The following is a 23083-nucleotide window of genomic DNA, read 5'->3' on the forward strand; positions in this document are numbered from 1 at the left end:
TTCTTGTCGCGTGTTTTTCAGTTTTCTATACCTTCACGCCAAGATAAAATTTGAATAAGCCCTATGAGAAATTGTCTGCTTCTTTTTGCAGTTTGTAGTTTGAGTTTTTGGAGTTGTGACAAAAAGCAAGAAGATCCATTTGCCACCGTAAAACCTGATGAATCGAGGTTCACAAAAATCCCTTTAGCGGGTAATTTCAATGAACCAATGGAAATTGAAGTGCTGGACAATGGAGATGTGCTGATCATCGAAAGGCATGGCTTGCTTAAGCTTTATCAAGAAGAAACAGGAGAAACTAGTGTAGTTGGAGAATTGGATGTTTTTCCAGAGCGGGAAGATGGCTTGATGGGAATGGCAAAGGATCCGAATTTTGCAGAGAATCACTGGTTATATCTCTATTATGCTCCAGCAAATGAAGCTGCTTTGAATAGAATTTCTCGATTTGACTTTGTGGACAATAAGTTGGATTTGAGCTCTGAAGTGAAAATTTTAGATATAGATCTTTTCAGAGGATGCTGCCACTCCGGAGGAGGATTGGAATTTGATTCCAATGGAAATCTTTACTTGGGAATCGGAGATGATTCTACTCCTTTTGAATCCAGTAATTTCAATCCTATTGACGAGCGTCAAGATCAGCCAAAGAATGTAGATGCCCAGCGAAGTTCAGGAAATACGAATGATTTGCGTGGTGCGATCCTTCGAATCAAGCCAAACCCTGAGGGAGGTTATTCTATTCCGGAAGGAAATTTATTTCCGGTTGGAACACCTAAGACCCGCCCTGAAATCTATGTGAAAGGCAATAGAAACCCATTTAGATTTTCAATAGATAGTCATAACGGTAATTTGTTTTGGGGAGAAGTGGGTCCAGATGGCGCCGAAGACAAGGAAGGTCGAGGACCTAGAGGATACGATGAAATCAACATAGCGACTGGCCCAGGATATTACGGCTGGCCATATTTTGTAGGAAATAACTATGCCTATTGGAAATACGATTTTGCTACAGGAGAAAGCCTGTTTCAATTCGATCCGAAAGCTCCACAAAATACCTCTCCAAATAATACTGGAATGGAGATTTTACCAGCTGCCAAACCTGCATTGATTTATTACCCTTATGCTGAGTCTGAAGAATTTCCTATGCTTGGTCAAGGAGGTAGAAATGCCATGGCTGGTCAGGTATATTATCGAGAAGATTATGAAGATTCTGAAGTTAGATTTCCTGGATATTACAATGAAAAGTTGTTCATCTATGACTGGATGAGAAACTGGATTTTCACAGTTAGCTTGACGGAGAATTTTGAATACGATACCATGGAGCGTTTCATGCCAGAAACTCATTTTGAAAAGCCTATGGACATGCAGTTCGCCAAAGATGGTTCTCTGTATGTATTGGAATACGGGACTTTTTGGCGGGCAAATAATGATGATTCGGGTTTGTATAGAATCGTTTTTTCCGAAGGAAATAGAAAGCCAGAAGCAAAAATAGCCGCCGATAAAACCTCAGGATCAGCCCCATTAACAGTGAATTTTTCCTCTGCAGGAACTCAGGATCCTGATACGGACGACCAGGTGAGTTTGGAATGGATTTTTGGTGAAAGTGGAACTACTTCAACAGAAGAAAACCCAACACATACCTTCAGCGAGCCGGGAATTTATAAAGTGCAGTTAAAAGCAACTGATCTTAAAGGTGAGACTTCAAATACCTTTTTGGATATAAAAGTCGGTAATGAAGCACCCACTGTTTCCATAGATTGGGAAGCAAATCGGAGTTTCTATTTCGATAAAGAAGTTGTCAATTATGAAGTGACGGCAAATGATACCGAGGATGGGGAAATAGATCCATCACAAATCAATGTAACTGTTGACTACTTAGAAGGTGGCTACGACCTGATAGAAATGGGACATCAAGAAGAAGTGCTGAGCATAGGCGAGACGTACATCAATGAAGCTGGGTGCAAAGCTTGTCACGGAATAAACAATGAGTCTGTTGGCCCGGATTATACTTCTGTTTCTGAGAAATATAAAAATGACCCAGAAGCTAAATCATACCTAATTAATAAAGTTAGAAATGGCGGTTCTGGAGTATGGGGAGAGCAGATTATGCCTGCCCATAGTCATATCGATGAGAAGAGAGTTAGCCAGATGGTAGATTTTATATTGAGTATAGCTAATCCAAATGCATTGTCAGGTTTGCCTGCTTCTGGGAAGTATTCGATAGAAAATACGGATGATCCCGAAGGATTTTATCTTGTCCAGGCATCTTATGAAGACAGGGGCGCGAATGGAATTGAGCCTATTAAGACAACCAGTCAATTGAAATTGAGAAACACCAAAGTGTCTGCCTACAATGCCGATGGAATTGAAAATGTGGCTAGGGCAAATCCTGAGGATGAACATTATGTGCAATTCACAGCAAATAATTCCTGGTTGCTGTTTAGAGATATTGATCTCAATCAGATTAAGAAAATCACGCTTTCAATTATGCCAGGAAATACGGTAGGGAAACTTCAGGTAAGAGCAGGATCACCGGATGGAGAGCTTTTGGCAGAATCTGGAATGCTTACCAAAGACTCCCGACCTGCAACCGGTCCAAAAGAGGGATGGTTTGAAGTTCCTTTTAGCGTTCCAAATACCGATTATTATGGAGATCTGTATTTCGTTTATGTGACTGAATCGCCTATTTCCATTTGGGGTACATTCAATCTGAATACGTTGAAATTTGAGAAGTAAGAAAAGTTTAACCGATTAGTTTGAATGCTGATTTTTCAAACTAATCGGTTAAATTGTGTCAAACTTTTTAGTATATGGCACTAGAGAAAAAATACTGTTTAAACTGTAATGCGGTGATTCAAGGCAGAATCGATAAGAAGTTCTGTGATGATCAATGCCGTAATTCCTACAACAATCAGCAAAATGCCTTTTCGACCAATTACATCCGAAGAGTAAATCACAGCTTGAAAAAGAATCGGAATATTTTGGAATCAATCATTCCTGAAGGTGAGGAGATGGCAAAAACAACACGGGAAAGACTTCTACGTGATGGTTTTCAATTCAAATATTTCACACATCTCTACGAAACCAAAAAGGGTAATATCTATCATTATTGCTACGATTATGGCTTTCTGGCATTAGAAGGTGACTGGTATTTGGTCGTGAAAGGAAAGGAAGTTTAACGCCAAGGAAGTATTTGAACGCTTACCTCGCAGTAAATTGGTACTTTTGGGGGTGTCAGAAAAACAACAAGATTCCACCACCCAGTATCTCAATAGCCTTTCGATTGAAAGCCTCAACGAAATGCAAACTGAGTTCATCTCCAGAGCTGCCAAAAATCCCCATCTCGTACTTTTATCTCCAACTGGTTCTGGAAAGACAGTTGCCTTTCTAATTCCACTTTTGAATTCCCTGAAAGAAAATGTGCGTGAAGTACAGGCCTTGATTATCGTGCCTTCCAGGGAATTGGCGATCCAGATCGAGCAGGTTTTCAAAGGCATGAGAACTCCATTCAGAGTGAGTACCGTTTACGGAGGCCACTCATCCAAATTGGAATCAAATAGCTTGGCTGAATCACCGGATGTAATTATAGGTACGCCAGGAAGACTTGCTGACCATATAGAAAGAGAATCTTTTGATCCTAAAACCATCCAAACAGTGGTTTTGGATGAGTTTGATAAATCACTTCAAATGGGCTTTCATGAGCAACTGAAGGTAATTTTTGCAGCGCTAAATGGACAACAAAGACATTTACTTACTTCGGCAACTGTGTTGAAAAGACTTCCAGACTTTCTTCCATTCGTAGACCATCGCACAATTAATTTTTTAAAGGATGTGGTTGAGTCTAAGCTAGAGTTAAAAGTTGTCCATAGTTCAAGCAAGGAAAAAGGGGAAACGCTGATGCGTTTGGTAGCAGGATTTCAGAATGAATCCTGTATCGTTTTTTGTAATCACCGGGATGCAGTGGATAGACTTAGCACCCTGCTAAAGGATTACGACTACTACCACTCGGTTTTGCACGGTGGCTTGGACCAGATAGACAGAGAAAAGAATTTGATCAGATTTCGAAGCAAAGTCACCAATCTGTTGATTGCAACTGATTTGGCATCAAGGGGATTGGATATACCGGAGATCAAGCATGTGGTTCACTATCAATTGCCTCCTAAGGAAGATGCGTTTATTCACAGGAATGGAAGAACAGCGAGAATGCATGCAGAGGGTTTGTCTTATCTGATTTTGGCAAATGATGAGTCAAGACCAGATTATATAGATGAATTCATTGAGGAATTTAAAGTAGGGGAGAAGTTGGTGCCGCCAGTTACTCAGGAATGGACTTGTCTCTATGTGAGTGCCGGCAAAAAAGATAAAGTAAGCAAAGGAGATATCGTAGGAATGCTGACTAAAAAAGGTGGGCTGAGCAGTGCTGAGATCGGATTGATTACCATCATGGACTTTGCATCTTATGTTGCCGTGAAAAGTAACTTGGTGCAGAAACTTTTACCCAAACTGAAAAATGAGCGGGTCAAGAAGGTGAAGGTGAAGATTGAGGAGGCGAATTAGAATGCAGTGGGCAGTCTCAGAGATCAGTTTTCAGTACTAATATTTGCACATAGTTATTCTTGAACTTCCATTGCCTGTTTTTTGGATTGCGAATATCCTTATCTTGATAAATCAAAACAATCAAGAAATCAAATGAAAAAACGAGTCACAGGTATCGGTGGGATATTTTTCAAAGTAAAAGACCCTGCTAAAACTAAGGATTGGTATCAAGAGCATTTAGGCCTAAATACAGATGCCTATGGAGCTACTTTTGAATGGCGAAGTGCTGAAGATCCAAATCAAAAAGGTTTTACCCAATGGTCCCCGATGAAGGATGATACTACTTATTTCAAACCTTCAGAAAAGGAATTTATGATCAATTACCGTGTAGAAAATCTCGTGGAACTGGTGAAAGAATTAAAGGCAGAAGGAGTTACTATTTTGGATGAGATCGATGATACAGAATATGGGAAGTTTGTGCATGTACTAGATCCGGATGGACACAGCATTGAGCTATGGGAGGCAGTAGACGAAGTTTACGATGAAATGACTGAAGGAAAAACTACGAGCTAAACTATGAGTGAAATAAAAATCGAACATGAAACTGATGGGAGAAGAGGTTCTTTTTTCATCCAAGAAGGAGCTAAGCGATTTGCTGAAATGGTTTATGTGATGGCCGGTGCAAAAAAGATGATTATAGAGCACACCGAAGTAGATGATAGCCTTCAAGGTCAAGGAATAGGATTAAAACTTTTGAAGGAGCTGGTAGAATACGTTCGGAAAGAAGAGATCAAAGTCATTCCGCTTTGCCCATTTGCAAAGGCGATGTTTCAGAAAAAGGAAGAACTGAGAGATGTGCTTAGCTAGCGAGTTTAAAAAAAGGCAACCCAAATAATCCAGGCTAGTACTAAAATCACTATTGTGGTGAAAAAATAGCCACTTTTGGAGTTTGAAGAATATCTGTTGTTTCTGTATTTGATGCTTTCATCAATACTTTTAACATCAGCTTTATCCATGTTTTTTTCGCGCGAAACCCCATCAGAAACTGTTGATTTAGGTCTAATTTTACCCAGATTTCGATTCTCCTTAGAAGATTTGTTTGCTGAAGAAATAAAGCCGGCTCCTCCTGTCATTGTTCTCTGATTTTTCTCTAAGATACTGATTTTCTACGTAGCAGTAGAGACATGGGGTCTATTACCTGTGAGTAAGAGTCTGGTGAGGCCATTTGAATAAATATTTTCTACTGGCAAAGTAGCTTTTAATCACATTGTTTTAAACCATGATTCAATTCATCAATCTAAATTGTACTAAAATTTTCACCTTGATTTTTGGAATCGTATGCATTTTCAAGTAACTAGAATCACCTTAAGAGTACTTTTTATAGTGTACTTGACATGTTTGATTTATTCCTGTGCAGAGGCACAAAAACCTACTTCAACTCCTTCCAATCTTTATTTTCCTTCAACTGAATCTTCCATTTGGGAAAAACAGCCTATAGCAGAATTAGGCTGGGATGGGGTGAAATTTGCTGAATTCTTAGCCTGGCTCCCGACCCAAGATACTAGGGCATTTATCATCTTGAAAGATGGGAAGATTGTCGTGGAAGAATATTGGGGTGATAAGCTGACTGGGGTGGGGAAGATGGATGAAAATTCGTATTGGTATTGGGCTTCTGCTGGAAAAACCCTCACTGCTACATTGGTGGGTATTGCTGAGAATAAAAAGTTGCTCAAAACAAATGACCGAACTCAAAAATATCTTGGAGAAGGTTGGACTTCCTTACCTAATAATCAGGAACGTGATATTCGGTTAATTCATCAGCTTACCATGACAACTGGACTGGATGATGGAGTAGCAAATCCAGATGTAACCAAGCCTTCTTCACTAGTGTTTTTAGCTGAGCCGGGAAAAAGATGGGCATACCACAATGCTCCTTATACCTTGTTAGAGCAGGTTGTTCAAAATGCCTCTGGCCAAAGCTTTCAATATTTCTTCACTGAGAATTTGGGAGGAAAGATTGGTATGAAAGGTTTTTGGCAGAAAACAGGTGAAAATAATGTGTTCTACTCTGATGCCCGCTCATTTGCCAGATTTGGTCTTTTATTGCTAGCAAAGGGGAATTGGGATGGTACTCAGATTTGGTCAGGGGATTATTTTGATGAGTTATCTAAATCTTCTCAAAGCCTGAATCGAAGCTATGGATACCTCGTTTGGCTGAATGGGCAGAGTTCTTATATGATACCTCAGTCTCAAACAGTATTTCCCGGAATGCTGGTGCCAAATGCTCCGGCAGATATGTATCAAGCCATGGGCAAGAATGGACAATTTTTGATGGTAGTGCCATCAGAAGGATTGGTTATCGTAAGAATGGGCGGAGCTCCGGGAGATTTACCAGTTCCTTTTTTATTGATGAAGGATCTTTGGGATAGATTGAATCCTGTTATTGAATAGGATACGACTTATTCTTGCTCGTATTTCTCCATTTGAAGTTTTATTTTATCTAGGGTCAAGGGTTTCTCTAAAAACCCGGTCACAACCTTATACCCTTGAGCTTTGAATCGATCTTGATAGTCAATTGAGCTTGATAGAATGATTATTTTATCAGTCCTATTTGGGTGAAGAAGTTGGTATTTGTCCAGAAATTCCCAACCATTCAATACAGGCATATTAATATCCAGAAAAATTAATAGCCTGTGATGTTCATCAAAATCTTTGAGTTTGATTAGGGCCTCTTCTCCTTCGAGAAATTCTATAATGTTCTCAGCAATATTGACTTTTCCAAGTAGCCTTTTATTTATAAGGTTATTAATGGGGTCATCATCCACTAGAAAAATGGTGTCAAATTGGATCATTTATAGAATTACGATAGAAAAAGGTCTTTATGGTAAAGCCAAAATACAATTAATACTGATCCAAGAAAAAGGTTTAACTACCTTTTTTAATTTAATTCTTCTCATCTCCTAATATTCAGGCAATAAAAAAGGAGGTTCCAAGGAACCTCCTTTATAAGTATCCCAGGGGATGATTACATCATTCCACCCATTCCTCCGCCACCCATTGGAGGCATTGCAGGAGACTCTTCTTTCATATCAGCTACTACGCACTCTGTTGTCAAAAGAAGTGCTGCAATAGATGCTGCATTCTCAAGAGCTAAACGAGTTACTTTAGTAGGATCGATTACACCTGCTTTGAACAAGTCTTCGTAGACGTCAGTTCTTGCATTGTAGCCATAGTTACCTTTGTTTTCTCTGATCTTATTGATCACTACAGAAGGCTCACCACCCGCATTGGAAACGATAGTTCTCAATGGAGATTCGATAGCCTGTCTGATGATGTTGATACCAGTATCTTCATCTTCGTTAAGACCTTTTAGGTTGTTAAGTGCTTCAGCAGCTCTTACAAGCGCTACACCACCACCTACTACAACGCCTTCTTGTACGGCAGCTCTAGTTGCGTGAAGTGCATCATCAACACGGTCTTTCTTTTCTTTCATTTCTACTTCAGTAGCAGCACCGATGTAAAGGATAGCTACACCACCAGAAAGTTTAGCAAGTCTTTCCTGCAATTTCTCTCTGTCGTAATCAGAAGTAGTTTTGTCAATCTGTGCCTTGATTTCAGCGATTCTGCCTTTGATAGCAGCTGCATCACCAGCACCATTCACAAGAGTAGTATTGTCCTTGTCAATGTTGATTTTCTCAGCTCTACCAAGCATGTCGATAGTAGCATTTTCCAATTTGAAACCTCTTTCTTCAGAGATAACTGTTCCGCCAGTAAGGATAGCGATGTCTTCCAACATTGCTTTTCTTCTGTCACCGAAACCTGGAGCTTTCACAGCTGCAACTTTCAAGGCACCTCTGATTTTGTTTACTACAAGAGTAGCAAGAGCTTCTCCGTCTACATCTTCAGAGATGATTACTAGACCTTTTCCCGACTGAGCTACTGGCTCAAGTACTGGAAGCAATTCTTTCATCGAAGAGATCTTCTTGTCGTAGATCAAGATGTAAGGCTGCTCCAATTCAACTTCCATTTTCTCCGTGTTAGTCACGAAGTAAGGAGAAAGGTAACCTCTGTCAAACTGCATACCTTCTACAGTTTTCACTTCAGTTTCAGTACCTTTTGCTTCTTCTACAGTGATCACACCGTCTTTACCTACTTTGTCCATTGCGTTAGAAATCATTGTTCCGATTTCTTCGTCATTGTTAGCAGATACAGTCGCTACTTGAGCGATTTCTTTAGAAGTAGAGATTTGCTTAGAATCAGCCTGAAGTTGCTTAACAACAGCAGAAACTGCTTTGTCAATACCTCTTTTAAGATCCATTGGGTTAGCTCCGGCAGCTACGTTTTTGATACCTACACCGAAGATAGATTGAGCTAGTACAGTTGCAGTAGTAGTACCGTCACCTGCATTATCAGCAGTTTTGGAAGCTACTTCTTTTACCAACTGAGCGCCCATGTTTTCGATTGGCTCAGCCAATTCGATTTCTTTTGCTACAGACACACCATCTTTAGTGATAGTAGGTGCACCGAATTTTTTGTCAATAATCACATTACGACCTTTTGGTCCCAATGTCACTTTTACTGCGTCAGCAAGTGCATCAACGCCTTTCTTCAGTTGATCTCTTGCACTTGTGTTGAAAAATAATTGCTTAGACATATTGTTACTATTTTGAGTTAACGATTAAGGATGATTTATTAAAGGATTGCAAAGATGTCAGACTCTCTCATAATAAGATAATCGCTGCCTTCTACACTTAGCTCAGTACCGGAATATTTACCGTACAAAACAGTATCGCCAACTTTTACAGTTAAAGGCTCATCTTTTTTACCATTTCCTACTGCCACAACAGTACCTTTCTGTGGCTTTTCCTTAGCTGTATCTGGGATATAAAGACCAGAAGCTGTTTTCTCTTCAGCTGCAGCAGGTTGTACCAAAACTCTGTCTGCAAGAGGTTTGATGTTTACTTTTGACATAATATAAATTGTTTAAGGTTAGATTAAAATGTAACTCCCTAATAGCACTTCCTGTGCCAAGGAAGGATTAGGGAGAAAGGCTGACAAATAGGCTGTCATTCGTGGGGAATTAGGGCGCGGATTGGGATTTTTTTGGCAGAAAGGACTGCCATTTTTGCTAAAGACCTTTCAAACTTGTCAGAAATTTGTAATTTATTACCAAACCTATTTCCTATGACAACCCTGCCAAAAAATTGGATTACGGAAGGCTTGATTGATTTTGAGTATAAAAAGTACCAATTGCTAGCCTATCTGCAGGAAACAAACAAGCATTTCAATCAGATGAAAATTTATCCTGTTCTCAGCGACCTGATAGATCATTACCGTGATTTGAATGAATTGAAATCAAACAGTTCTGAGCTGAATGAGCTTTTTCCAAAGCGACTGGATTCCATAGATTTTATTGAAGGAAAACTGAATTACCAATCAAAAGTGGGAGAGGACGGAGTGATGAAGGAGCTATCGATGATTACTGAATTTGCTTTGCCAAAAATCGTATCACAGATCGAGGAAGGAAAGAAGATCTACGATTATGTGGAAGATCAACTGGAATTTGAGCCAGTTGGTATCGTCCCAATTTACAATAAAGAAGGTTACATTTTGATGTCCCGGGACAAAAAACAGGATATTCATGCATATCGCTACAAATCCAGTTTGCTGCATTTTGCCGGGGAAAAGTTCAGAAGTATCAGTATGTGGCTGATTGGCGTTTTTCAGCGAAGCTTGGTGAATACCCTTGAAAGGATTAAAATGGATTTGATCCGAGAGATCAAGGAGCTGCCCAATCCTGCGACTTGGAGGATACACAGCCAACAGGAATTTCCACTCGAAGAAACACTGGTGCCTATCAGCAAGCGGCTTTTACTCAAGTCTGTTTCAATGTAAATAGGCCGTAAACAAGAAAAGTCTGCCCTTGGAAGAGCAGACTTGAACTATCTTAGAACTTTACTTCTTAGTTTCCTGAAGTAGTATCAGGCTCAGTTGCAGTTTCTTCAGTAGCTGCAGGAAGTAAGCTTTGGTCTTCACCAAAAGTAGGAGCTACCACTTGCTGTTTAGCATTCTCAATGTTTGGAGAAGAGAATTGGTTAGATTGTGCTCCTGAGTAGAAAGCAGAAGATGCCAATGAAAGCACAAGAATGGAAACCGCTAATACCCAAGTTGCTTTTTCAAGCACATTTCCGGTACGGGTTACACCCATGATTTGAGAAGCACCGCCGCCGAAAGCCGCACCAACTCCACCTTTAGAATTCTGGCCAAGGATAACTAGGATTAGCAATACAGCTAGAATTAGGATAATAGTAATCAATAAAGTAAACATATAATGTGGGTGTTAATCTTTCAGTTTTTCAATCAAGTCCGCAAAGTAAGTCCTTTTATCCGGAAACTTCAATACCAACTTCTCATAAATTTCTATTGCCAATTGCTTCTTTCCTTGGTTCGCAAGAATCTTTGCATAAGACTCTGAGATCAAGTTGTCGTTGATCTTGGTGCTGGCAGCTGCCAGATTTTCCGTGTTTTGGTTTGCTTCGATCTCCTTGATAGTGGCCATTTTGATTGATTTTTTACTGAATGCTTTAATCAAATCAATCTGCTGCTTCTTTTTCTCATCAAGAATCTCCTTCTTCTCCTTTCTTTTAATCGTCTCCATCAGATCATCTTTTGGAGGCTTTCTTCTTCGAGGTTTTGGTTTGACTGGCTCAGGTGTGGCTATATCCTCCGAAGTATTTACTGGACTTTGGACTTCTTCTTTGATTGGAATAGGCGCCTCTTCTTTGGTTTTGACTTCCGGGGTCGATACAACTTCTTGCAATTCTTCCAGTGTTTCGCCAGGCTTTTCAACCAATGTTTTCAACCAAATTCTATCAGGACTAGTGATCGCGGCATATCCCATTGCTGGAGTTAATACTGTACCATCTTTTTGATATTCATAGCGTGCGATGAGTACATGAGGGATTTGAAAGTAAGGGAAATTCTCCTGCACTTTTTGTAGCTGAAGAATTTGACCTCGATCTAACGAATTTGAATTATGGAGTATTTCTAAAAATTGGGATGCGTTCACGTGATAGGTTCTTTTGGCTTGAATATAAGTAAAATCATTACTAGAGACAGTCGAAGTGAAAATATCTTGGATGATAATGGCGATCTCGGCTATCAACTTACTTTCCATATCAGAAAATGAAGTTGTTAGGGGATCGTAATCTTTGAAAAACGTATAAGGTCTTTTTAAAGTATCATTTGCATTGGAAGTATTGATATATTCTACCTCAATTACAATAGTTAAGCGCATGGTGGCAGCGCTTAAGTTGTAAATAATCGGCCTGCTACCTGCGCCTTGGTTTTTAATATTTTGGTTTGCTTCGATCTCTTTGATCGATTCCAGTTTGACTTCTTTTTTGCTAATAGCCTTTATGAGGTCTATTGCCTTGTTCCCTTGTGCAACTTCTTCCTTTTTCTCTTCCTCAGGCAAGATTTCTTTTGCTCTTTTCCTTTCGATCTGAGTTTTCATCCAAACTCTATCAGGACTTGTGATCGCTGCATAGGCTAGGGCGGATGATTTTTCGCTTATTTCATTCTGAAATTCATAGCGTGCTTCAAGGATATATGGAATCTGAAAATATGGAAAATTTTTCTGAACCTTCTGTACCTGTACTATCTCACTACCATCTAAAGAATTTGTTTTTTGGATGATTTCTAAAAACTGGGCAGCGTTCAAGTGTAAAGTTCTTTGGGCTTGAATATAGACAAATTACCAGTTTGCGACCGTCGCAGTGAAGATATCCTGAATAATATTCGTGAAAATTTCGTCTACAAGTTCATTCTCTACATCCAATAAAGTAGTAGTCCTTGGGTCGTAATCTTTGAAGAAGGAAAATGGTCTCTTGAGATTTTCCTCCTCATTGGTGGTGTTGATATATTCCACTTCTATGCTTATCGTCAGGCGCATGGTTCCAGCACGATCAGGAAGATTCGGGTCACTGCTAGATACTGCGGCCTGTGGAGTCGAAGTATATCGTGTAATTGCCCCCATAAACTGCAAGTTGCCATTTGATCTCACCAGCTCCAGTTGGGTGTTTCTTTGATAGTACTCCTTCAGTGCTTCGGTGAATTTTTGCTCTACGTTTGCAGGCCCTCCTCCTGAGTCGTTAAAGAAGTTTTCTACCGTAAATGTCTTTACCTGGTCATAATCTATATTTGTTCCCGTAAAGCTGTATTTGACGGAGCAGCTTTGGAATAAGAAAAAGACTAACCCAAAGGCAAATAGAGGGAGCTTATTGGTCAATTTCATATTGTTTTATCTTTCTATAAAGGGTGCGCTCGGATATTCCTAGATCACTTGCTGCGTATTTTCGCTTATTATTATGCTTACGCAAAGCTCTCAAAATCATCTCCTTTTCTTTTTTTTCAAGCGAAAGTGAGTTGTCATCTTCCTCATGGATAATGTCTTCAATGGCATCATCCTCATAGTCATCCTCATTGGACGAATTCGCCTTCTGGGAATCTATCACTAAAGGAACGAAACTGGAACTCGATTCTGTACTTTCCTTTGAGCCAAATCCGCTATCCATATCTTCAAAAAGTCCTTGATGCTTTTGAATGATAGTTTGGTTTAATCCACCATTTTGATACGACTCCAGGACGAGTTTCTTCAATTCATTCATATCCTTTTTCATATCAAAAAGCACCTTGTACAGTAAATCCCGCTCTGAGAAATCGGATGAATCACTGTTTTTTGACATGTTGGGAAGTGCCATCGGAAGACGAGAATTATCTGACGGGAGGTACTTCGCAAGTGTAGCTGCATCTACTTCCTTTTCGCTTTCCAGAAGAGAGATTTGCTCCGCAATGTTCTTTAACTGACGAATATTTCCCGGGAATGAATAACGCATCAAAGCAGCTTGAGCTTCTATATCCAGAGAAATTGGCTTTACATGATATTTCTCTGAAAAGTCCGAGGTGAATTTTCTGAAAAGTAAAACTACATCCTCCCCACGTTCTCTCAACGGTGGGACAAAAATCGGAACAGTGTTTAGTCTGTAATAAAGGTCCTCCCGGAACTTCCCTTTTTCTACTGCTTTCAAAAGTTTGACATTGGTAGCAGTGATCACTCGGACATTCGTTTTCAAGACTTTGGAAGAACCCACCTTGATGAATTCGCCATTTTCTAACACTCTCAGAAGCCTTGCCTGAGTTCCCAATGGCATTTCTCCAATTTCATCAAGGAATATAGAGCCGCCATCAGTGACCTCAAAGTATCCTTTTCTAGCTTCATGAGCTCCTGTGAAGGAGCCTTTTTCATGTCCAAAAAGTTCTGAGTCTATCGTTCCTTCTGGAATTGCACCACAGTTAATGGCAATGAATTTACCATGCTTTCTTACGCTTAGTGAGTGAATTATCTTCGAGAAACTTTCCTTTCCACTGCCACTTTCTCCTGTGATCAACACAGTCATATCGGTGGGAGCTGCTTGCATTGCTACCTGAATCGCGTGATTCAACAAAGGGCTATTTCCGATGATTCCGAAGCGTTGTTTTACACTTTGTATTTCCGGATTTGTAATCATTTAGTAGTCGGGTTTATTTCAATCACCTCACCAAAAAGCGTTGCAGGAGTGCAATCGGTGATTTTTACCTTTAAGTAATCGCCTTTGGAGAAGTTTCCAGCTGGGACGATTACGACTTTATTTGCGGAATTTCTTCCTTTGAATTCATCAGCTGATTTTTTAGATGCCCCTTCGACAAGTATTATTTGCTCTTTGCCTAAATCAAGCTTATTTCTTTCTAGGGAAGATGAACTTTGTTTTTTAATGACCTCAGATAAACGTCTCTTTTTTACTTCCATTGGAATATCATCGACATACTTCTTTGCTGCCAAAGTTCCTGGTCTTTCAGAATAAAAGAACATGTAGGAAAAATCGAATTTGACGATGTCCATCAAGGAAAGTGTATCCTGATGCTCTTCTTCAGTTTCTGTGCAAAACCCAGTGATCATATCGGATGAGATACCACATTCTTCTCCCAAGATCTCCTTGATTTTGGAAACTCGCTCCAAATACCATTCGCGATCGTAGGTTCTATTCATCATTTCCAATACGCGGGAATTCCCGCTTTGCGCTGGTAAATGGATGTATTTGCAGATGTTATCGTACTTCTTCATTGTGTATAAGACTTCATCTGTTATGTCCTTTGGATGAGAAGTGGAGAATCTAATTCTTAGAGATGGATCTACCAATGCTACCATTTCCAATAAATTGGCAAAATTGACAACGGTACTTACTTCTTCTTCTTTTTTGTTCAGTCTTGCCTTATTGTTCTCCTCAGGAGACCATTTGTAGCTATCGACATTTTGGCCAAGTAAGGTCACTTCCTTGTATCCTTTAGAGAAAAGGTCTAGAGCTTCAGCCACTATGGAATGTGGATCGCGACTTCTTTCTCTACCTCGAGTAAACGGTACTACGCAAAAGGAACACATATTATCACATCCACGCATAATAGATATGAATGCTGTGATTCCATTGGAATTCAGTCGAACAGGAGAGATGTCAGCGTAAGTTTCCTCACGAGAAAGAAATGTATTTACTGCTTTTTGACCCTCTTCAGCAACTGAAAGTAGGTTTGGTAAGTCGCGATAAGCATCAGGACCAACCACAATATCCACCAGTTTTTCTTCCTCAAGCAATTTTTCTTTTAATCGCTCAGCCATGCAGCCCAAAACTCCGATTGTGAGTGAAGGTTTAGCTCTTTTGGCTCTTTGAAAATCTGTGAGTCGCTTTCTTACGGTCTGCTCAGCTTTTTCACGGATGGAGCAAGTATTAAGGAAAATAGCATCGGCTTGATAAAAATCAGAAGTGGTGTCGAATCCTCCCTCTTTCATGATCGAAGCTACCACTTCGGAATCGGCGAAGTTCATCGCACATCCGTAGCTTTCAATGTAGAGTTTTTTGGTTTTTCCGGTGTTCTCATCTATAGTGGTTTTGAAGTCACATGCTTGTGCTTCTTCCCCTGAGATGATATCAATGTCTGCAATCAAATTATTCATGTACTTCTTCTTTCCTTCTTTGGGATGGCGAAATTACGAAAATGCGGACAAAATGGCAGGATGTCTGATTCTTTTATTTTGTTAATTCCTGTATCGGTAATAGCTAGCCTAGTTTGCTTGAATAAAGTTCTGGACTGAGTAGAAGCTTATCCTTCAAAAGGAATCCTCAACTGTTCACCAAAATGCTGGTGCTCTTCTATAATGTTGAGGTTGGATATGCCTAATCCGAGTAAGCGAATTGAATTGGTGAAAGGTTCTTGAATTAAAAGCTCCTGAGCGATTTCCCAGATATGATCTTCGTCAGGATATTGCTCCTGGGTTTTACTTCGGGTTTGTTGAGTGAAGTCGGAATATTTGATTTTTAAGGTGACCGTTCTCCCTTTAATCCCGGATTTTTTGATTCGTTTGATAAGCTCAGCGCAGATTTTTTTCAATTCTTCAGATAGTTCCTCTATATCTGAAAGATCCTTTTCAAAGGTGTTTTCTGCACTGAGTGATTTACGAATTCGATGTGGCTGAACTTCAGAAAGATGAATGCCCCGAACGATATTGAAATAGTGTATGCCTGATTTACCAAACTTCTTTGTGAGGTATTGAAGTGAAAATTGCTTGAGGTCTTTACCGTTGTGAATCCCAAATCCACTCATTTTCTCGGCTGTCACTTTTCCTATTCCAAAAAATTTCTTGATAGGGAGCTTTTCCAAAAAATCCTCGGCTTCCTCAGGAAGAATCACAGCTTGACCATTGGGTTTGTTTAGATCGGATGCAATCTTGGCCAAGAACTTATTGTAAGAAACACCAGCTGAGGCATTCAATCCTGTTCGTTCTTTGATCTTTTGCCTGATTTGCTTGGCAATTAAAATGGCAGATTTTAATCCCTTCTTATTTTCCGTGACGTCCATAAATACCTCATCCAGAGAAAGAGGCTCAACTAGGTCGGTGTATTCATAGAAAACTTCTCTAATCTGAATGGAAATCTCCTTATAGCGATCAAATCTCGCAGGAGCGAAAATAAGCTGTGGGCATTTTCGAGCGGCTAAAACCGAAGGCATGGCTGAATAAACGCCGTATTTCCGAGCTTCATAACTCGCGGCAGCGATTACGCCTCTAGCTGCATTTCCGCCTACGACAAGTGGCTTTCCGCGCCATTCAGGATGATCAAGTTGCTCTACCGACGCATAAAATGCATCCATGTCCACGTGGATTATTTTCCTGATCGGATTCGGATATATATCTTTTTCATTTTTCACGAAGCACCTCTAGAATTGCTTGAGCTTTGAGACTACATTCCTCATATTCTTGATTAGGATTGGCGTCATAAGTGATTGCACTGCCGACTCCAAAATAGAGTTTTTTCACTTCCAAATCGGCGATGATGCTGCGAATGACTACTGAAAAATCAAAATCTCCGTTTTCTTCAATCACTCCAAACGCACCGGAAAACCAACCTCTCTTAAAACTTTCAAGTTTTTCTATGATTTCCATCGTTCGGATCTTGGGTGCACCAGTCATACTTCCCATCGGGAAGGAGGCCTGAATGATATCGGAGAAGCGTATTTCACTTTGCAAATCAGATACTATTGTACTGATCATCTGAAACACCCTCGGCAAAGGATAGATGCCGAAAAGTTCTGTGACGGAAACAGATCCGGTCTTGGAAACCTTTGAAAGATCGTTTCGCATCAAGTCCGTGATCATCAAGTTTTCAGCTTGTTCCTTTTCACTGCCGGCTAATGTTTGTCTGTTGACCATGTCTTCTTTCTCTGATTTGCCTCGTTTGATCGTACCTTTTATGGGTTGAGCAATGATTTTACTTCCCGTTCTTTTCAGATATCGCTCTGGAGAAGCTGAAACGAGCCATTTTTCATTTGCCTTGAATAATGCTGAAAAAGGCATAGGGGAAAGTTCTTTCAACTCAAAGTAAGCTGCGATTGGGTCCCACTTTTCAAAATTACCAGAGAACGCTTGGCAAAAGTTGCACTCGTAGGTATTGCCTTCGACTATGTGGTTTTGAATCGTTTTTACCTTCTCCAGGTATTTTTCTTTAGAGATTTGTGGAGAAACTGAGCAAGCTGTATTGGATGAATATGGGACTTTTGTGTTTTCTATTTCTTCCCAGAATTCCTCTGTGAGTTCAATATCGGAATGAATAGTTTCAGATTGAAATTCAAGTGTAAAAGTAGGCTGGAAAAAGCAAATCTCCGGAAGATCGAAAAAGGATTCATTTTCACTTGAGAGTTTTTCTAATTGATTTTTATAATCATACCCTATGATCCCCACCCTTAAGAATGTGGAAGTATTGCTCCAGACTTCTTTTTCAGCTAGTTGATTATTTCCTGCAAAAAACCTCAAAGCAAAGGGGCCTTCAGGATAGTTATGCCCATTCCCATTTGTAAACGCAAAAAAGTCGAATTTAGAGTCTGCCCAACGACACAACTTTTCGATCAAATGTGGATCAGAGATAGGGTATATGAAGGAAGTGCTTTTCATTGATAGCACAAAAAAAGAGGAATCCTGTTAGAATTCCTCTTTCAAATGAGTTTGTTATGATTAATTGGCTTTTACATCCAAAACCACACCAACGTTGTTGTAAACGAATTTGTCTTTTGCCTTGTCAGCCACAGATGCTTCGTCACCGTAAGCAAGCCCCCAATCGGTTCTGTCTATGTTGAAACCAGCTTTAGCAGTCACAGTTCCATCAGTTACATTGATAGTTGCAGGGAATTTGATGTTTTTAGTCGTGCCTCTCATAGTCAAGTTACCGCTTACCCAATAATTTGGAGCTTCAGGAGCTAATTCGCTGTTTGCTTTAGGAGTATTGTCAGAAACAAACTGCTCTTCGTCAGTTACAACATCATCTGCTGAGAAAGGCTCAACAGCAGTTATCTCGAAAGTTGCAGTTGGGTGGTTAGCTGCATCGAAGAAATCGTCTGACTGTAAGTGCGTGCTTAGTTTGCCATGCATTTCAGTTCCTGCTTCCATGTCATGGATCTCAAGTGCAGTAATATCGAAAGTAAATGACCCGCCAGTTACTTCTGTTCCATCAACAGTTACTGTTCCTGAAGTAGCAGGAATGATTCCATTATGCTGGCCAGTTGGTTTGTAACCCATCCAAGCAATTTTAGATGCTTCTGGATTCAATGTAAGCGTAGTTCCTTCAGATTGTGCTACTTCCTGTGCTTCAGTTGCTTCTACCGTATCGGCAGGTTTGCTACAAGCGAATGTCATCAGTGCGGCCGCTAGAACAAGGCCAGTTTGTTTGATAGTTTTCATGGTAATAGTTTGGTTTCAAATTAAATGTATATACATGTAAACTCAAAATTTGCTAAAAAGTTCGATACAGAAAAGAAAAAGTGAAACTTTGTTTATGATATTTTAATAATCGAAACATTAGAGATAGCACAGATATGGCTTTAATTCTGGAAGTACAAGGGAAAACTCCTGCCTTTGGTGAGAATTGTTGGTTAGCTCCAAATTCTACCATTGTGGGTGACGTGGCAATGGGTGAAAATTGCACGGTTTGGTTTAATGCCGTCATCCGCGGTGATGTAAATGAGATTAAAATCGGTAACGATACAAATATCCAAGATGGGGCAGTAATTCACTGTACTTACCAAAAATCAGGAACTTATATAGGGAATCAGGTATCTATTGCTCATAATGCTGTTGTGCATGGATGCATTATTCATGACCGGGTTTTGATAGGAATGGGAGCTATCGTAATGGATGGAGCAGTAATTCATTCGGGTGCAGTGATCGCAGCCGGTGCTGTAGTTTTGGCGAATACAATTGTTGAGGCAAACAGTATTTATGCGGGAATGCCTGCCAAAAAAGTAAAAGATACTGGAGAAGCTATGGATGCAGTGATCACCAGAACTGCTAAGAACTACCCGATGTATGCAAGTTGGTTCCAAGGTAAAATATAAGGTACCAATAGGTTTAAGGGATCCTAATCTTTCACTAGTTAAATTGAAATAGTTTAACTTTGATCATATTCTTTTTTCAAAAATTATTTTTTCTAGACTCAATGGACTCTTTTTTCAAAAAACTCGGAAAGCAGAATTACCTTCTCGTATTATTCATCCTTTTTATTCTGTTCAACTTCCTTCTTAATCGATTTATGCCTCAGGGTTTGGCATTGGATATCCGCTTTGCCTATTCGGCAAGCGAAGCATATCATCTATTGGAAATGATGGGGGAGGAAACCCGAGAAAAATATTTGATGGTCATCTGGGCGTTGGACACTCCGTACATGATGATCTATTTTTTATTACTAGTTGGGCTTTTCAGCAAAACATGGAAGCGAAGAAAATTTCTCTTTTTACCAGTTGCCATTGTTGCATTGGATTTCCTTGAAAACGTCATTGTTTCCACCCTCATAGTGACATTCCCAACTGAGAATTACATACTAGGATATTTTGCCTCTTTTTTTACTACTGCAAAATGGGTTTGTGTTTTAGGTTGTGTATTGTTTCTAATTGTAGGTTTGGTTAGGAATTATGTTTTAAGAAATCAGCCTGATCTAGATGTCAAGGGTTGAAATGCAATAATTTTTTCTTGATAAGCTAATACCAGTTTCTTTTCTTTTTAGGAAATTTTGACTAGTATTTGAAAGGAAGAGAAAACCTCTACTTTTTGAATAACTATTGAAATTTTATCTATGAAGGAAGAATATTTGAAATGGTTTTCTCCGCATCTACATCGGGATGTAGAAATGTTGGTTTTTGGGCATGCTGGGTATCCAGTTGTTCTTTTCCCTACTTCAAAAGGCTCTTTTCATGAAAACCGGGACATGGGTTTAGTGAAATCGGCTCAGTGGTATATTGAGCAGGGACTTATCAAAATCTATTGTCCCATAAGTAATGATGCTGATAGTTTTTATAACAAGAATATTCATCCTCATCAACGGATCCAACACCATGTGGCCTATGACAAAATGATTTGTCATGAAATAGTAGAACGAATCCGACTGAATACATCAGTTGCCAAAGTGGTAATGGCAGGCTGTAGTTTTGGAGGCTATCATGCTGCCAATTTTGCTTTTAGACATCCAGGATATGTAAGTCACATGTTTAGCATGTCTGGGGCATTTGACATTCGCAGCTTTATGGATGGCTATCAACACGATGATATCTTTTACAATAATCCTCTGGAATATCTTCCAGGACTTCATGATCAGGAATTATGGAAAATGGATATTGTATTGGGAACGTCAAACTGGGATATCTGCTATGATGCTAACATCAAGCTACACCATACGCTGCAAGCAAAAAACGTAAACCATTGGTTCGATGTGCGTCAAAACCGTCAGCATGATTGGGATGTTTGGAAGGAAATGTTTCCTCATTACCTCAGCCGAATTAAGTTTAACTAGATCAGCTAATTATAAATCTTTGATATGAAAAAAATAGGAATACTTTTCGGAATGGAGGACACTTTTCCTCAAGCTTTTATTGATAGAGTAAATCAAAAAGCTGAAAAAGGAATCATTGCAGAAGCAGTGAAAATTGATAAAGTGATTCAGAATCACCTATCAGAATACGCTGTCATCATAGATAGAATCTCTCAGGATGTGCCATTCTACAGAGCATATTTGAAAAATGCCGCTTTGACTGGTACGGCTGTCATCAACAATCCATTTTGGTGGAGTGCGGATGATAAGTTTTTCAATAATGCGCTAGCAGATCAGCTGGGAGTGCCACTTCCAAAGACTGTAATTTTGCCTTCGGCAAAGCATCCCGATGATACTACAGGCAAATCATTTAGGAATCTGGTAGCTCCTTTAGATTGGGAAGGAATCTTTGACTATGTGGGTTTTCCAGCGTATATGAAGCCTTATGCAGGTGGTGGATGGAAGAATGTGTATCGCTTGGAGGATAAGGGAGAGTTTTTCAGAACTCACCCAGAAACGGGACAACTCGTCATGATGCTTCAAGAGGAAATAGTCTTTGAAGAATATTTCAGAGTCTATTGCTTGGGTGGAAAAGCAGTGAAAATCATGCCTTATGAGCCAAGAAATCCACATCATTTGCGCTATGTCGTAGATGGGCCACCCGCTTCAAAGAAATTATTGGCGACAGTGAAAGATTACACCATTCGTCTTTGCAAAGGACTTGGTTACGATTTCAATACCGTTGAATTCGCCGTGAAAGACGGAATTCCTTATGCAATAGACTTTGGAAACCCGGCTCCAGATGCAGATGTGAATTCTGTAGGTCAGGAGAATTTTGACTGGGTGGTAGAAGAAGCTGCAAAAATGGCAATTGCCTATGCTAAAGCACAAATGCCAGGCAAGATGAACCTGACTTGGGGCACATTCATGAAAGATGCTGTAGCAAGTAGTACACGGTTTTAATTTTTAGAATAACGACCCATCATGGCATTATCCCCAAAAAAGCTCCCAAAGTTCACCTTAGGAGTAGAAGAAGAATACCAAATCATCGATCCCGAAACCAGGGATCTGCGATCACACATGTCAAAAATAGTGGAGGGAGGAAAAATCACCCTCAAGGAGCAAGTGAAAGCGGAGATGCATCAATCTGTGGTGGAGGTTGGGACAAACGTCTGTGAGAATGTAGCTCAGGCTCGAGCTGAAGTTTCTTCTCTTCGAAATAAAATTTCCGAACTAGCATCAAATCAAGACTTGGTAGTTGGGGCCGCGAGTACGCATCCTTTTGCTAGATGGCAAGATCAGGAGATCACAGACGATCCTAGATATCACACCATCGTAGATGAGTTGAAAGATATCGCTAGGTCCAATCTGATCTTTGGACTTCATGTCCATGTGGGAATTGATAATCGGGAAATAGCGATTCAACTCATGAATCAAGCCTGCTATTTCCTTCCTCATATTTATGCTTTGACTACCAATTCTCCTTTTTGGGAAGGTAGAAATACAGGTTTTAAAGCGTTTAGAGCAAAGATTTTTGCCAAATTCCCTAGAACTGGATTGCCGGAGTATTTTGACTCAGTTCAGTCTTATGATAATTATCTAGAGACACTGGTGAAAACCAATTGTATAGATAATCCAAAGAAAATATGGTGGGATCTTAGAATCCATCCATTTTTCAGCACGATTGAATTCCGGATTTGCGACATGTGTCTCACAGTCGATGAGACGATTTGTATTGTCTCGATAATTCAAGCAGTAGTAGCCAAATTGTATAAGTTATTGCTGAGCAATACCAGTTTCAACATCTACCGAATTGCCCTGATTCGTGAAAATAAATTCAGAGCAGCCAGAAATGGGATAGAAGGTAAACTGATAGATTTCGGTAGGAAAATAGAGGTTCCAACTTCTGAATTGATCATGGAACTGCTTGATTTCATTGATGATGTCGTAGATGAGCTAGATAGCAGAGAAGAAATCAACTATGTGCACCAAATTCTCAAAAGTGGAACTGGAGCTGACCAGCAATTGGCTGTTTTTGACCAGACTCAAGATTTGAAGAAAGTTGTAGATATGATCACTTCAAAGTTTACAGAGGGGATTTAAGTGCTTTGATTACCTTT

The 23083-nt window shown here is 39.8% G+C and carries 24 protein-coding genes; 12 read left to right on the top strand and 12 right to left on the bottom strand.

The genetic code is table 11. The features are described from left to right. Window positions 1-63: 63 nt before the first annotated feature. The 5 genes from AACZ87_RS01215 to AACZ87_RS01235 all read left to right on the top strand — a co-directional run bounded on the left by AACZ87_RS01215 (window position 64) and on the right by AACZ87_RS01235 (window position 5394). Window positions 64-2727 (top strand): PQQ-dependent sugar dehydrogenase, encoded by a 2664-nt coding sequence (locus AACZ87_RS01215; RefSeq protein ID WP_339864059.1) that lies wholly within the window; start codon window positions 64-66, stop codon window positions 2725-2727. Between the two features lie 74 nt (window positions 2728-2801). Further along, the gene (locus tag AACZ87_RS01220; protein ID WP_339864061.1) at window positions 2802-3170 is read left to right on the top strand and encodes a hypothetical protein; all 369 of its coding nucleotides are present in this window, start codon (window positions 2802-2804) and stop codon (window positions 3168-3170) included. Between the two features lie 121 nt (window positions 3171-3291). Then, the gene (locus tag AACZ87_RS01225) at window positions 3292-4548 is read left to right on the top strand and encodes a DEAD/DEAH box helicase (protein ID WP_339864063.1); all 1257 of its coding nucleotides are present in this window, start codon (window positions 3292-3294) and stop codon (window positions 4546-4548) included. Between the two features lie 132 nt (window positions 4549-4680). Further along, the gene (locus AACZ87_RS01230; protein ID WP_339864064.1) at window positions 4681-5100 is read left to right on the top strand and encodes a VOC family protein; all 420 of its coding nucleotides are present in this window, start codon (window positions 4681-4683) and stop codon (window positions 5098-5100) included. A gap of 3 nt (window positions 5101-5103) precedes the next feature. Continuing rightward, the gene (locus AACZ87_RS01235; protein ID WP_339864066.1) at window positions 5104-5394 is read left to right on the top strand and encodes a GNAT family N-acetyltransferase; all 291 of its coding nucleotides are present in this window, start codon (window positions 5104-5106) and stop codon (window positions 5392-5394) included. Window positions 5395-5399: 5 nt separating this feature from the next. Here the strand turns inward: AACZ87_RS01235 and AACZ87_RS01240 are convergent, their stop codons facing one another. Further along, a complete protein-coding gene (locus AACZ87_RS01240) occupies window positions 5400-5660 on the bottom strand; it encodes a hypothetical protein (protein WP_339864068.1) in 261 nt (86 codons plus the stop codon). A 205-nt stretch (window positions 5661-5865) separates the two neighbouring features. On the opposite strand from AACZ87_RS01240, the gene AACZ87_RS01245 reads away from it, so the two are divergent. After that, window positions 5866-6978, top strand: coding sequence for a serine hydrolase domain-containing protein (locus tag AACZ87_RS01245; protein ID WP_339864070.1), 1113 nt, complete (start codon window positions 5866-5868; stop codon window positions 6976-6978). An 8-nt stretch (window positions 6979-6986) separates the two neighbouring features. Here AACZ87_RS01245 and AACZ87_RS01250 read toward each other — a convergent pair whose 3' ends face one another. The 3 genes from AACZ87_RS01250 to AACZ87_RS01260 all read right to left on the bottom strand — a co-directional run bounded on the left by AACZ87_RS01250 (window position 6987) and on the right by AACZ87_RS01260 (window position 9498). Then, complete coding sequence (locus AACZ87_RS01250) at window positions 6987-7379, bottom strand: response regulator (protein WP_339864072.1); 393 nt, start codon at window positions 7377-7379, stop codon at window positions 6987-6989. 173 nt (window positions 7380-7552) lie between these two features. Beyond that, a complete protein-coding gene (gene groL / locus AACZ87_RS01255) occupies window positions 7553-9181 on the bottom strand; it encodes a chaperonin GroEL (RefSeq protein WP_111613493.1) in 1629 nt (542 codons plus the stop codon). A gap of 38 nt (window positions 9182-9219) precedes the next feature. After that, window positions 9220-9498, bottom strand: coding sequence for a co-chaperone GroES (locus AACZ87_RS01260; protein ID WP_111613494.1), 279 nt, complete (start codon window positions 9496-9498; stop codon window positions 9220-9222). A 213-nt stretch (window positions 9499-9711) separates the two neighbouring features. Between AACZ87_RS01260 and AACZ87_RS01265 the strand changes: the two genes are divergently transcribed. Next, window positions 9712-10422, top strand: a complete 711-nt coding sequence (locus tag AACZ87_RS01265; protein WP_339864077.1) for a hypothetical protein — start codon at window positions 9712-9714, stop codon at window positions 10420-10422. Window positions 10423-10489: 67 nt separating this feature from the next. Here the strand turns inward: AACZ87_RS01265 and secG are convergent, their stop codons facing one another. The 8 genes from secG to AACZ87_RS01305 all read right to left on the bottom strand — a co-directional run bounded on the left by secG (window position 10490) and on the right by AACZ87_RS01305 (window position 18844). Continuing rightward, window positions 10490-10855: a preprotein translocase subunit SecG gene (secG, locus tag AACZ87_RS01270; RefSeq protein WP_339864078.1), complete on the bottom strand. Its 366-nt coding sequence runs from the start codon at window positions 10853-10855 to the stop codon at window positions 10490-10492. Between the two features lie 12 nt (window positions 10856-10867). After that, a complete protein-coding gene (locus AACZ87_RS01275; RefSeq protein ID WP_339864080.1) occupies window positions 10868-12250 on the bottom strand; it encodes a hypothetical protein in 1383 nt (460 codons plus the stop codon). 33 nt (window positions 12251-12283) lie between these two features. Further along, window positions 12284-12823: an LptE family protein gene (locus AACZ87_RS01280; protein WP_339864082.1), complete on the bottom strand. Its 540-nt coding sequence runs from the start codon at window positions 12821-12823 to the stop codon at window positions 12284-12286. Next, on the bottom strand, window positions 12807-14096 hold the full coding sequence (locus AACZ87_RS01285) for a sigma-54 dependent transcriptional regulator (protein ID WP_339864084.1): 1290 nt from the start codon (window positions 14094-14096) through the stop codon (window positions 12807-12809). Before AACZ87_RS01285 ends, AACZ87_RS01280 begins: the two co-directional genes overlap by 17 nt. Then, window positions 14093-15571 carry a tRNA (N6-isopentenyl adenosine(37)-C2)-methylthiotransferase MiaB gene (gene miaB / locus AACZ87_RS01290; RefSeq protein ID WP_339864086.1) on the bottom strand — a complete coding sequence of 493 codons (1479 nt, stop codon included), beginning with the start codon at window positions 15569-15571 and terminating at the stop codon, window positions 14093-14095. The genes AACZ87_RS01285 and miaB overlap by 4 nt, the downstream gene beginning before the upstream one ends. Before the next feature lie 146 nt (window positions 15572-15717). After that, window positions 15718-16821, bottom strand: coding sequence for a DNA polymerase IV (dinB, locus tag AACZ87_RS01295; RefSeq protein ID WP_339864088.1), 1104 nt, complete (start codon window positions 16819-16821; stop codon window positions 15718-15720). Next, window positions 16811-18061, bottom strand: a complete 1251-nt coding sequence (locus AACZ87_RS01300; protein ID WP_339864090.1) for an anthranilate synthase component I family protein — start codon at window positions 18059-18061, stop codon at window positions 16811-16813. Before AACZ87_RS01300 ends, dinB begins: the two co-directional genes overlap by 11 nt. A 60-nt stretch (window positions 18062-18121) precedes the next feature. Continuing rightward, on the bottom strand, window positions 18122-18844 hold the full coding sequence (locus tag AACZ87_RS01305; RefSeq protein ID WP_339864092.1) for a YceI family protein: 723 nt from the start codon (window positions 18842-18844) through the stop codon (window positions 18122-18124). 134 nt (window positions 18845-18978) lie between these two features. On the opposite strand from AACZ87_RS01305, the gene AACZ87_RS01310 reads away from it, so the two are divergent. From AACZ87_RS01310 to AACZ87_RS01330, 5 genes are all read left to right on the top strand, one after another. Next, entirely contained in the window at window positions 18979-19497 is a 519-nt protein-coding gene (locus tag AACZ87_RS01310) for a gamma carbonic anhydrase family protein (protein WP_339864094.1), read from the top strand. Between the two features lie 101 nt (window positions 19498-19598). Continuing rightward, the gene (locus AACZ87_RS01315) at window positions 19599-20111 is read left to right on the top strand and encodes a hypothetical protein (protein ID WP_339864096.1); all 513 of its coding nucleotides are present in this window, start codon (window positions 19599-19601) and stop codon (window positions 20109-20111) included. 120 nt (window positions 20112-20231) lie between these two features. Further along, window positions 20232-20945, top strand: a complete 714-nt coding sequence (locus AACZ87_RS01320) for an alpha/beta hydrolase-fold protein (protein ID WP_339864098.1) — start codon at window positions 20232-20234, stop codon at window positions 20943-20945. A 24-nt stretch (window positions 20946-20969) separates the two neighbouring features. Then, window positions 20970-21926 (top strand): hypothetical protein, encoded by a 957-nt coding sequence (locus AACZ87_RS01325; protein WP_339864100.1) that lies wholly within the window; start codon window positions 20970-20972, stop codon window positions 21924-21926. A 21-nt stretch (window positions 21927-21947) separates the two neighbouring features. Then, window positions 21948-23066 (top strand): carboxylate-amine ligase, encoded by a 1119-nt coding sequence (locus AACZ87_RS01330; RefSeq protein WP_339864102.1) that lies wholly within the window; start codon window positions 21948-21950, stop codon window positions 23064-23066. Window positions 23067-23083 lie beyond the last annotated feature (17 nt).

Source organism: uncultured Algoriphagus sp., from assembly GCF_963974365.1.
Lineage (GTDB): Bacteria > Bacteroidota > Bacteroidia > Cytophagales > Cyclobacteriaceae > Algoriphagus.

Excerpts from the sequence above, each read along its gene's own strand:
- miaB (WP_339864086.1), bottom strand. The coding sequence starts at position 15,571 with ATGAATAATTTGATTGCAGACATTGATATCATCTCAGGGGAAGAAGCA.
- AACZ87_RS01220 (WP_339864061.1), top strand. The coding sequence starts at position 2,802 with ATGGCACTAGAGAAAAAATACTGTTTAAACTGTAATGCGGTGATTCAA.
- AACZ87_RS01280 (WP_339864082.1), bottom strand. The coding sequence starts at position 12,823 with ATGAAATTGACCAATAAGCTCCCTCTATTTGCCTTTGGGTTAGTCTTT.
- AACZ87_RS01315 (WP_339864096.1), top strand. The coding sequence starts at position 19,599 with ATGGACTCTTTTTTCAAAAAACTCGGAAAGCAGAATTACCTTCTCGTA.
- AACZ87_RS01285 (WP_339864084.1), bottom strand. The coding sequence starts at position 14,096 with ATGATTACAAATCCGGAAATACAAAGTGTAAAACAACGCTTCGGAATC.
- secG (WP_339864078.1), bottom strand. The coding sequence starts at position 10,855 with ATGTTTACTTTATTGATTACTATTATCCTAATTCTAGCTGTATTGCTA.
- AACZ87_RS01310 (WP_339864094.1), top strand. The coding sequence starts at position 18,979 with ATGGCTTTAATTCTGGAAGTACAAGGGAAAACTCCTGCCTTTGGTGAG.
- AACZ87_RS01250 (WP_339864072.1), bottom strand. The coding sequence starts at position 7,379 with ATGATCCAATTTGACACCATTTTTCTAGTGGATGATGACCCCATTAAT.
- AACZ87_RS01225 (WP_339864063.1), top strand. The coding sequence starts at position 3,292 with ATGCAAACTGAGTTCATCTCCAGAGCTGCCAAAAATCCCCATCTCGTA.
- AACZ87_RS01245 (WP_339864070.1), top strand. The coding sequence starts at position 5,866 with ATGCATTTTCAAGTAACTAGAATCACCTTAAGAGTACTTTTTATAGTG.
- AACZ87_RS01215 (WP_339864059.1), top strand. The coding sequence starts at position 64 with ATGAGAAATTGTCTGCTTCTTTTTGCAGTTTGTAGTTTGAGTTTTTGG.
- AACZ87_RS01265 (WP_339864077.1), top strand. The coding sequence starts at position 9,712 with ATGACAACCCTGCCAAAAAATTGGATTACGGAAGGCTTGATTGATTTT.
- AACZ87_RS01260 (WP_111613494.1), bottom strand. The coding sequence starts at position 9,498 with ATGTCAAAAGTAAACATCAAACCTCTTGCAGACAGAGTTTTGGTACAA.
- AACZ87_RS01240 (WP_339864068.1), bottom strand. The coding sequence starts at position 5,660 with ATGACAGGAGGAGCCGGCTTTATTTCTTCAGCAAACAAATCTTCTAAG.
- AACZ87_RS01300 (WP_339864090.1), bottom strand. The coding sequence starts at position 18,061 with ATGAAAAGCACTTCCTTCATATACCCTATCTCTGATCCACATTTGATC.
- AACZ87_RS01330 (WP_339864102.1), top strand. The coding sequence starts at position 21,948 with ATGGCATTATCCCCAAAAAAGCTCCCAAAGTTCACCTTAGGAGTAGAA.
- AACZ87_RS01230 (WP_339864064.1), top strand. The coding sequence starts at position 4,681 with ATGAAAAAACGAGTCACAGGTATCGGTGGGATATTTTTCAAAGTAAAA.
- AACZ87_RS01305 (WP_339864092.1), bottom strand. The coding sequence starts at position 18,844 with ATGAAAACTATCAAACAAACTGGCCTTGTTCTAGCGGCCGCACTGATG.
- AACZ87_RS01325 (WP_339864100.1), top strand. The coding sequence starts at position 20,970 with ATGAAAAAAATAGGAATACTTTTCGGAATGGAGGACACTTTTCCTCAA.
- groL (WP_111613493.1), bottom strand. The coding sequence starts at position 9,181 with ATGTCTAAGCAATTATTTTTCAACACAAGTGCAAGAGATCAACTGAAG.
- AACZ87_RS01235 (WP_339864066.1), top strand. The coding sequence starts at position 5,104 with ATGAGTGAAATAAAAATCGAACATGAAACTGATGGGAGAAGAGGTTCT.
- AACZ87_RS01320 (WP_339864098.1), top strand. The coding sequence starts at position 20,232 with ATGAAGGAAGAATATTTGAAATGGTTTTCTCCGCATCTACATCGGGAT.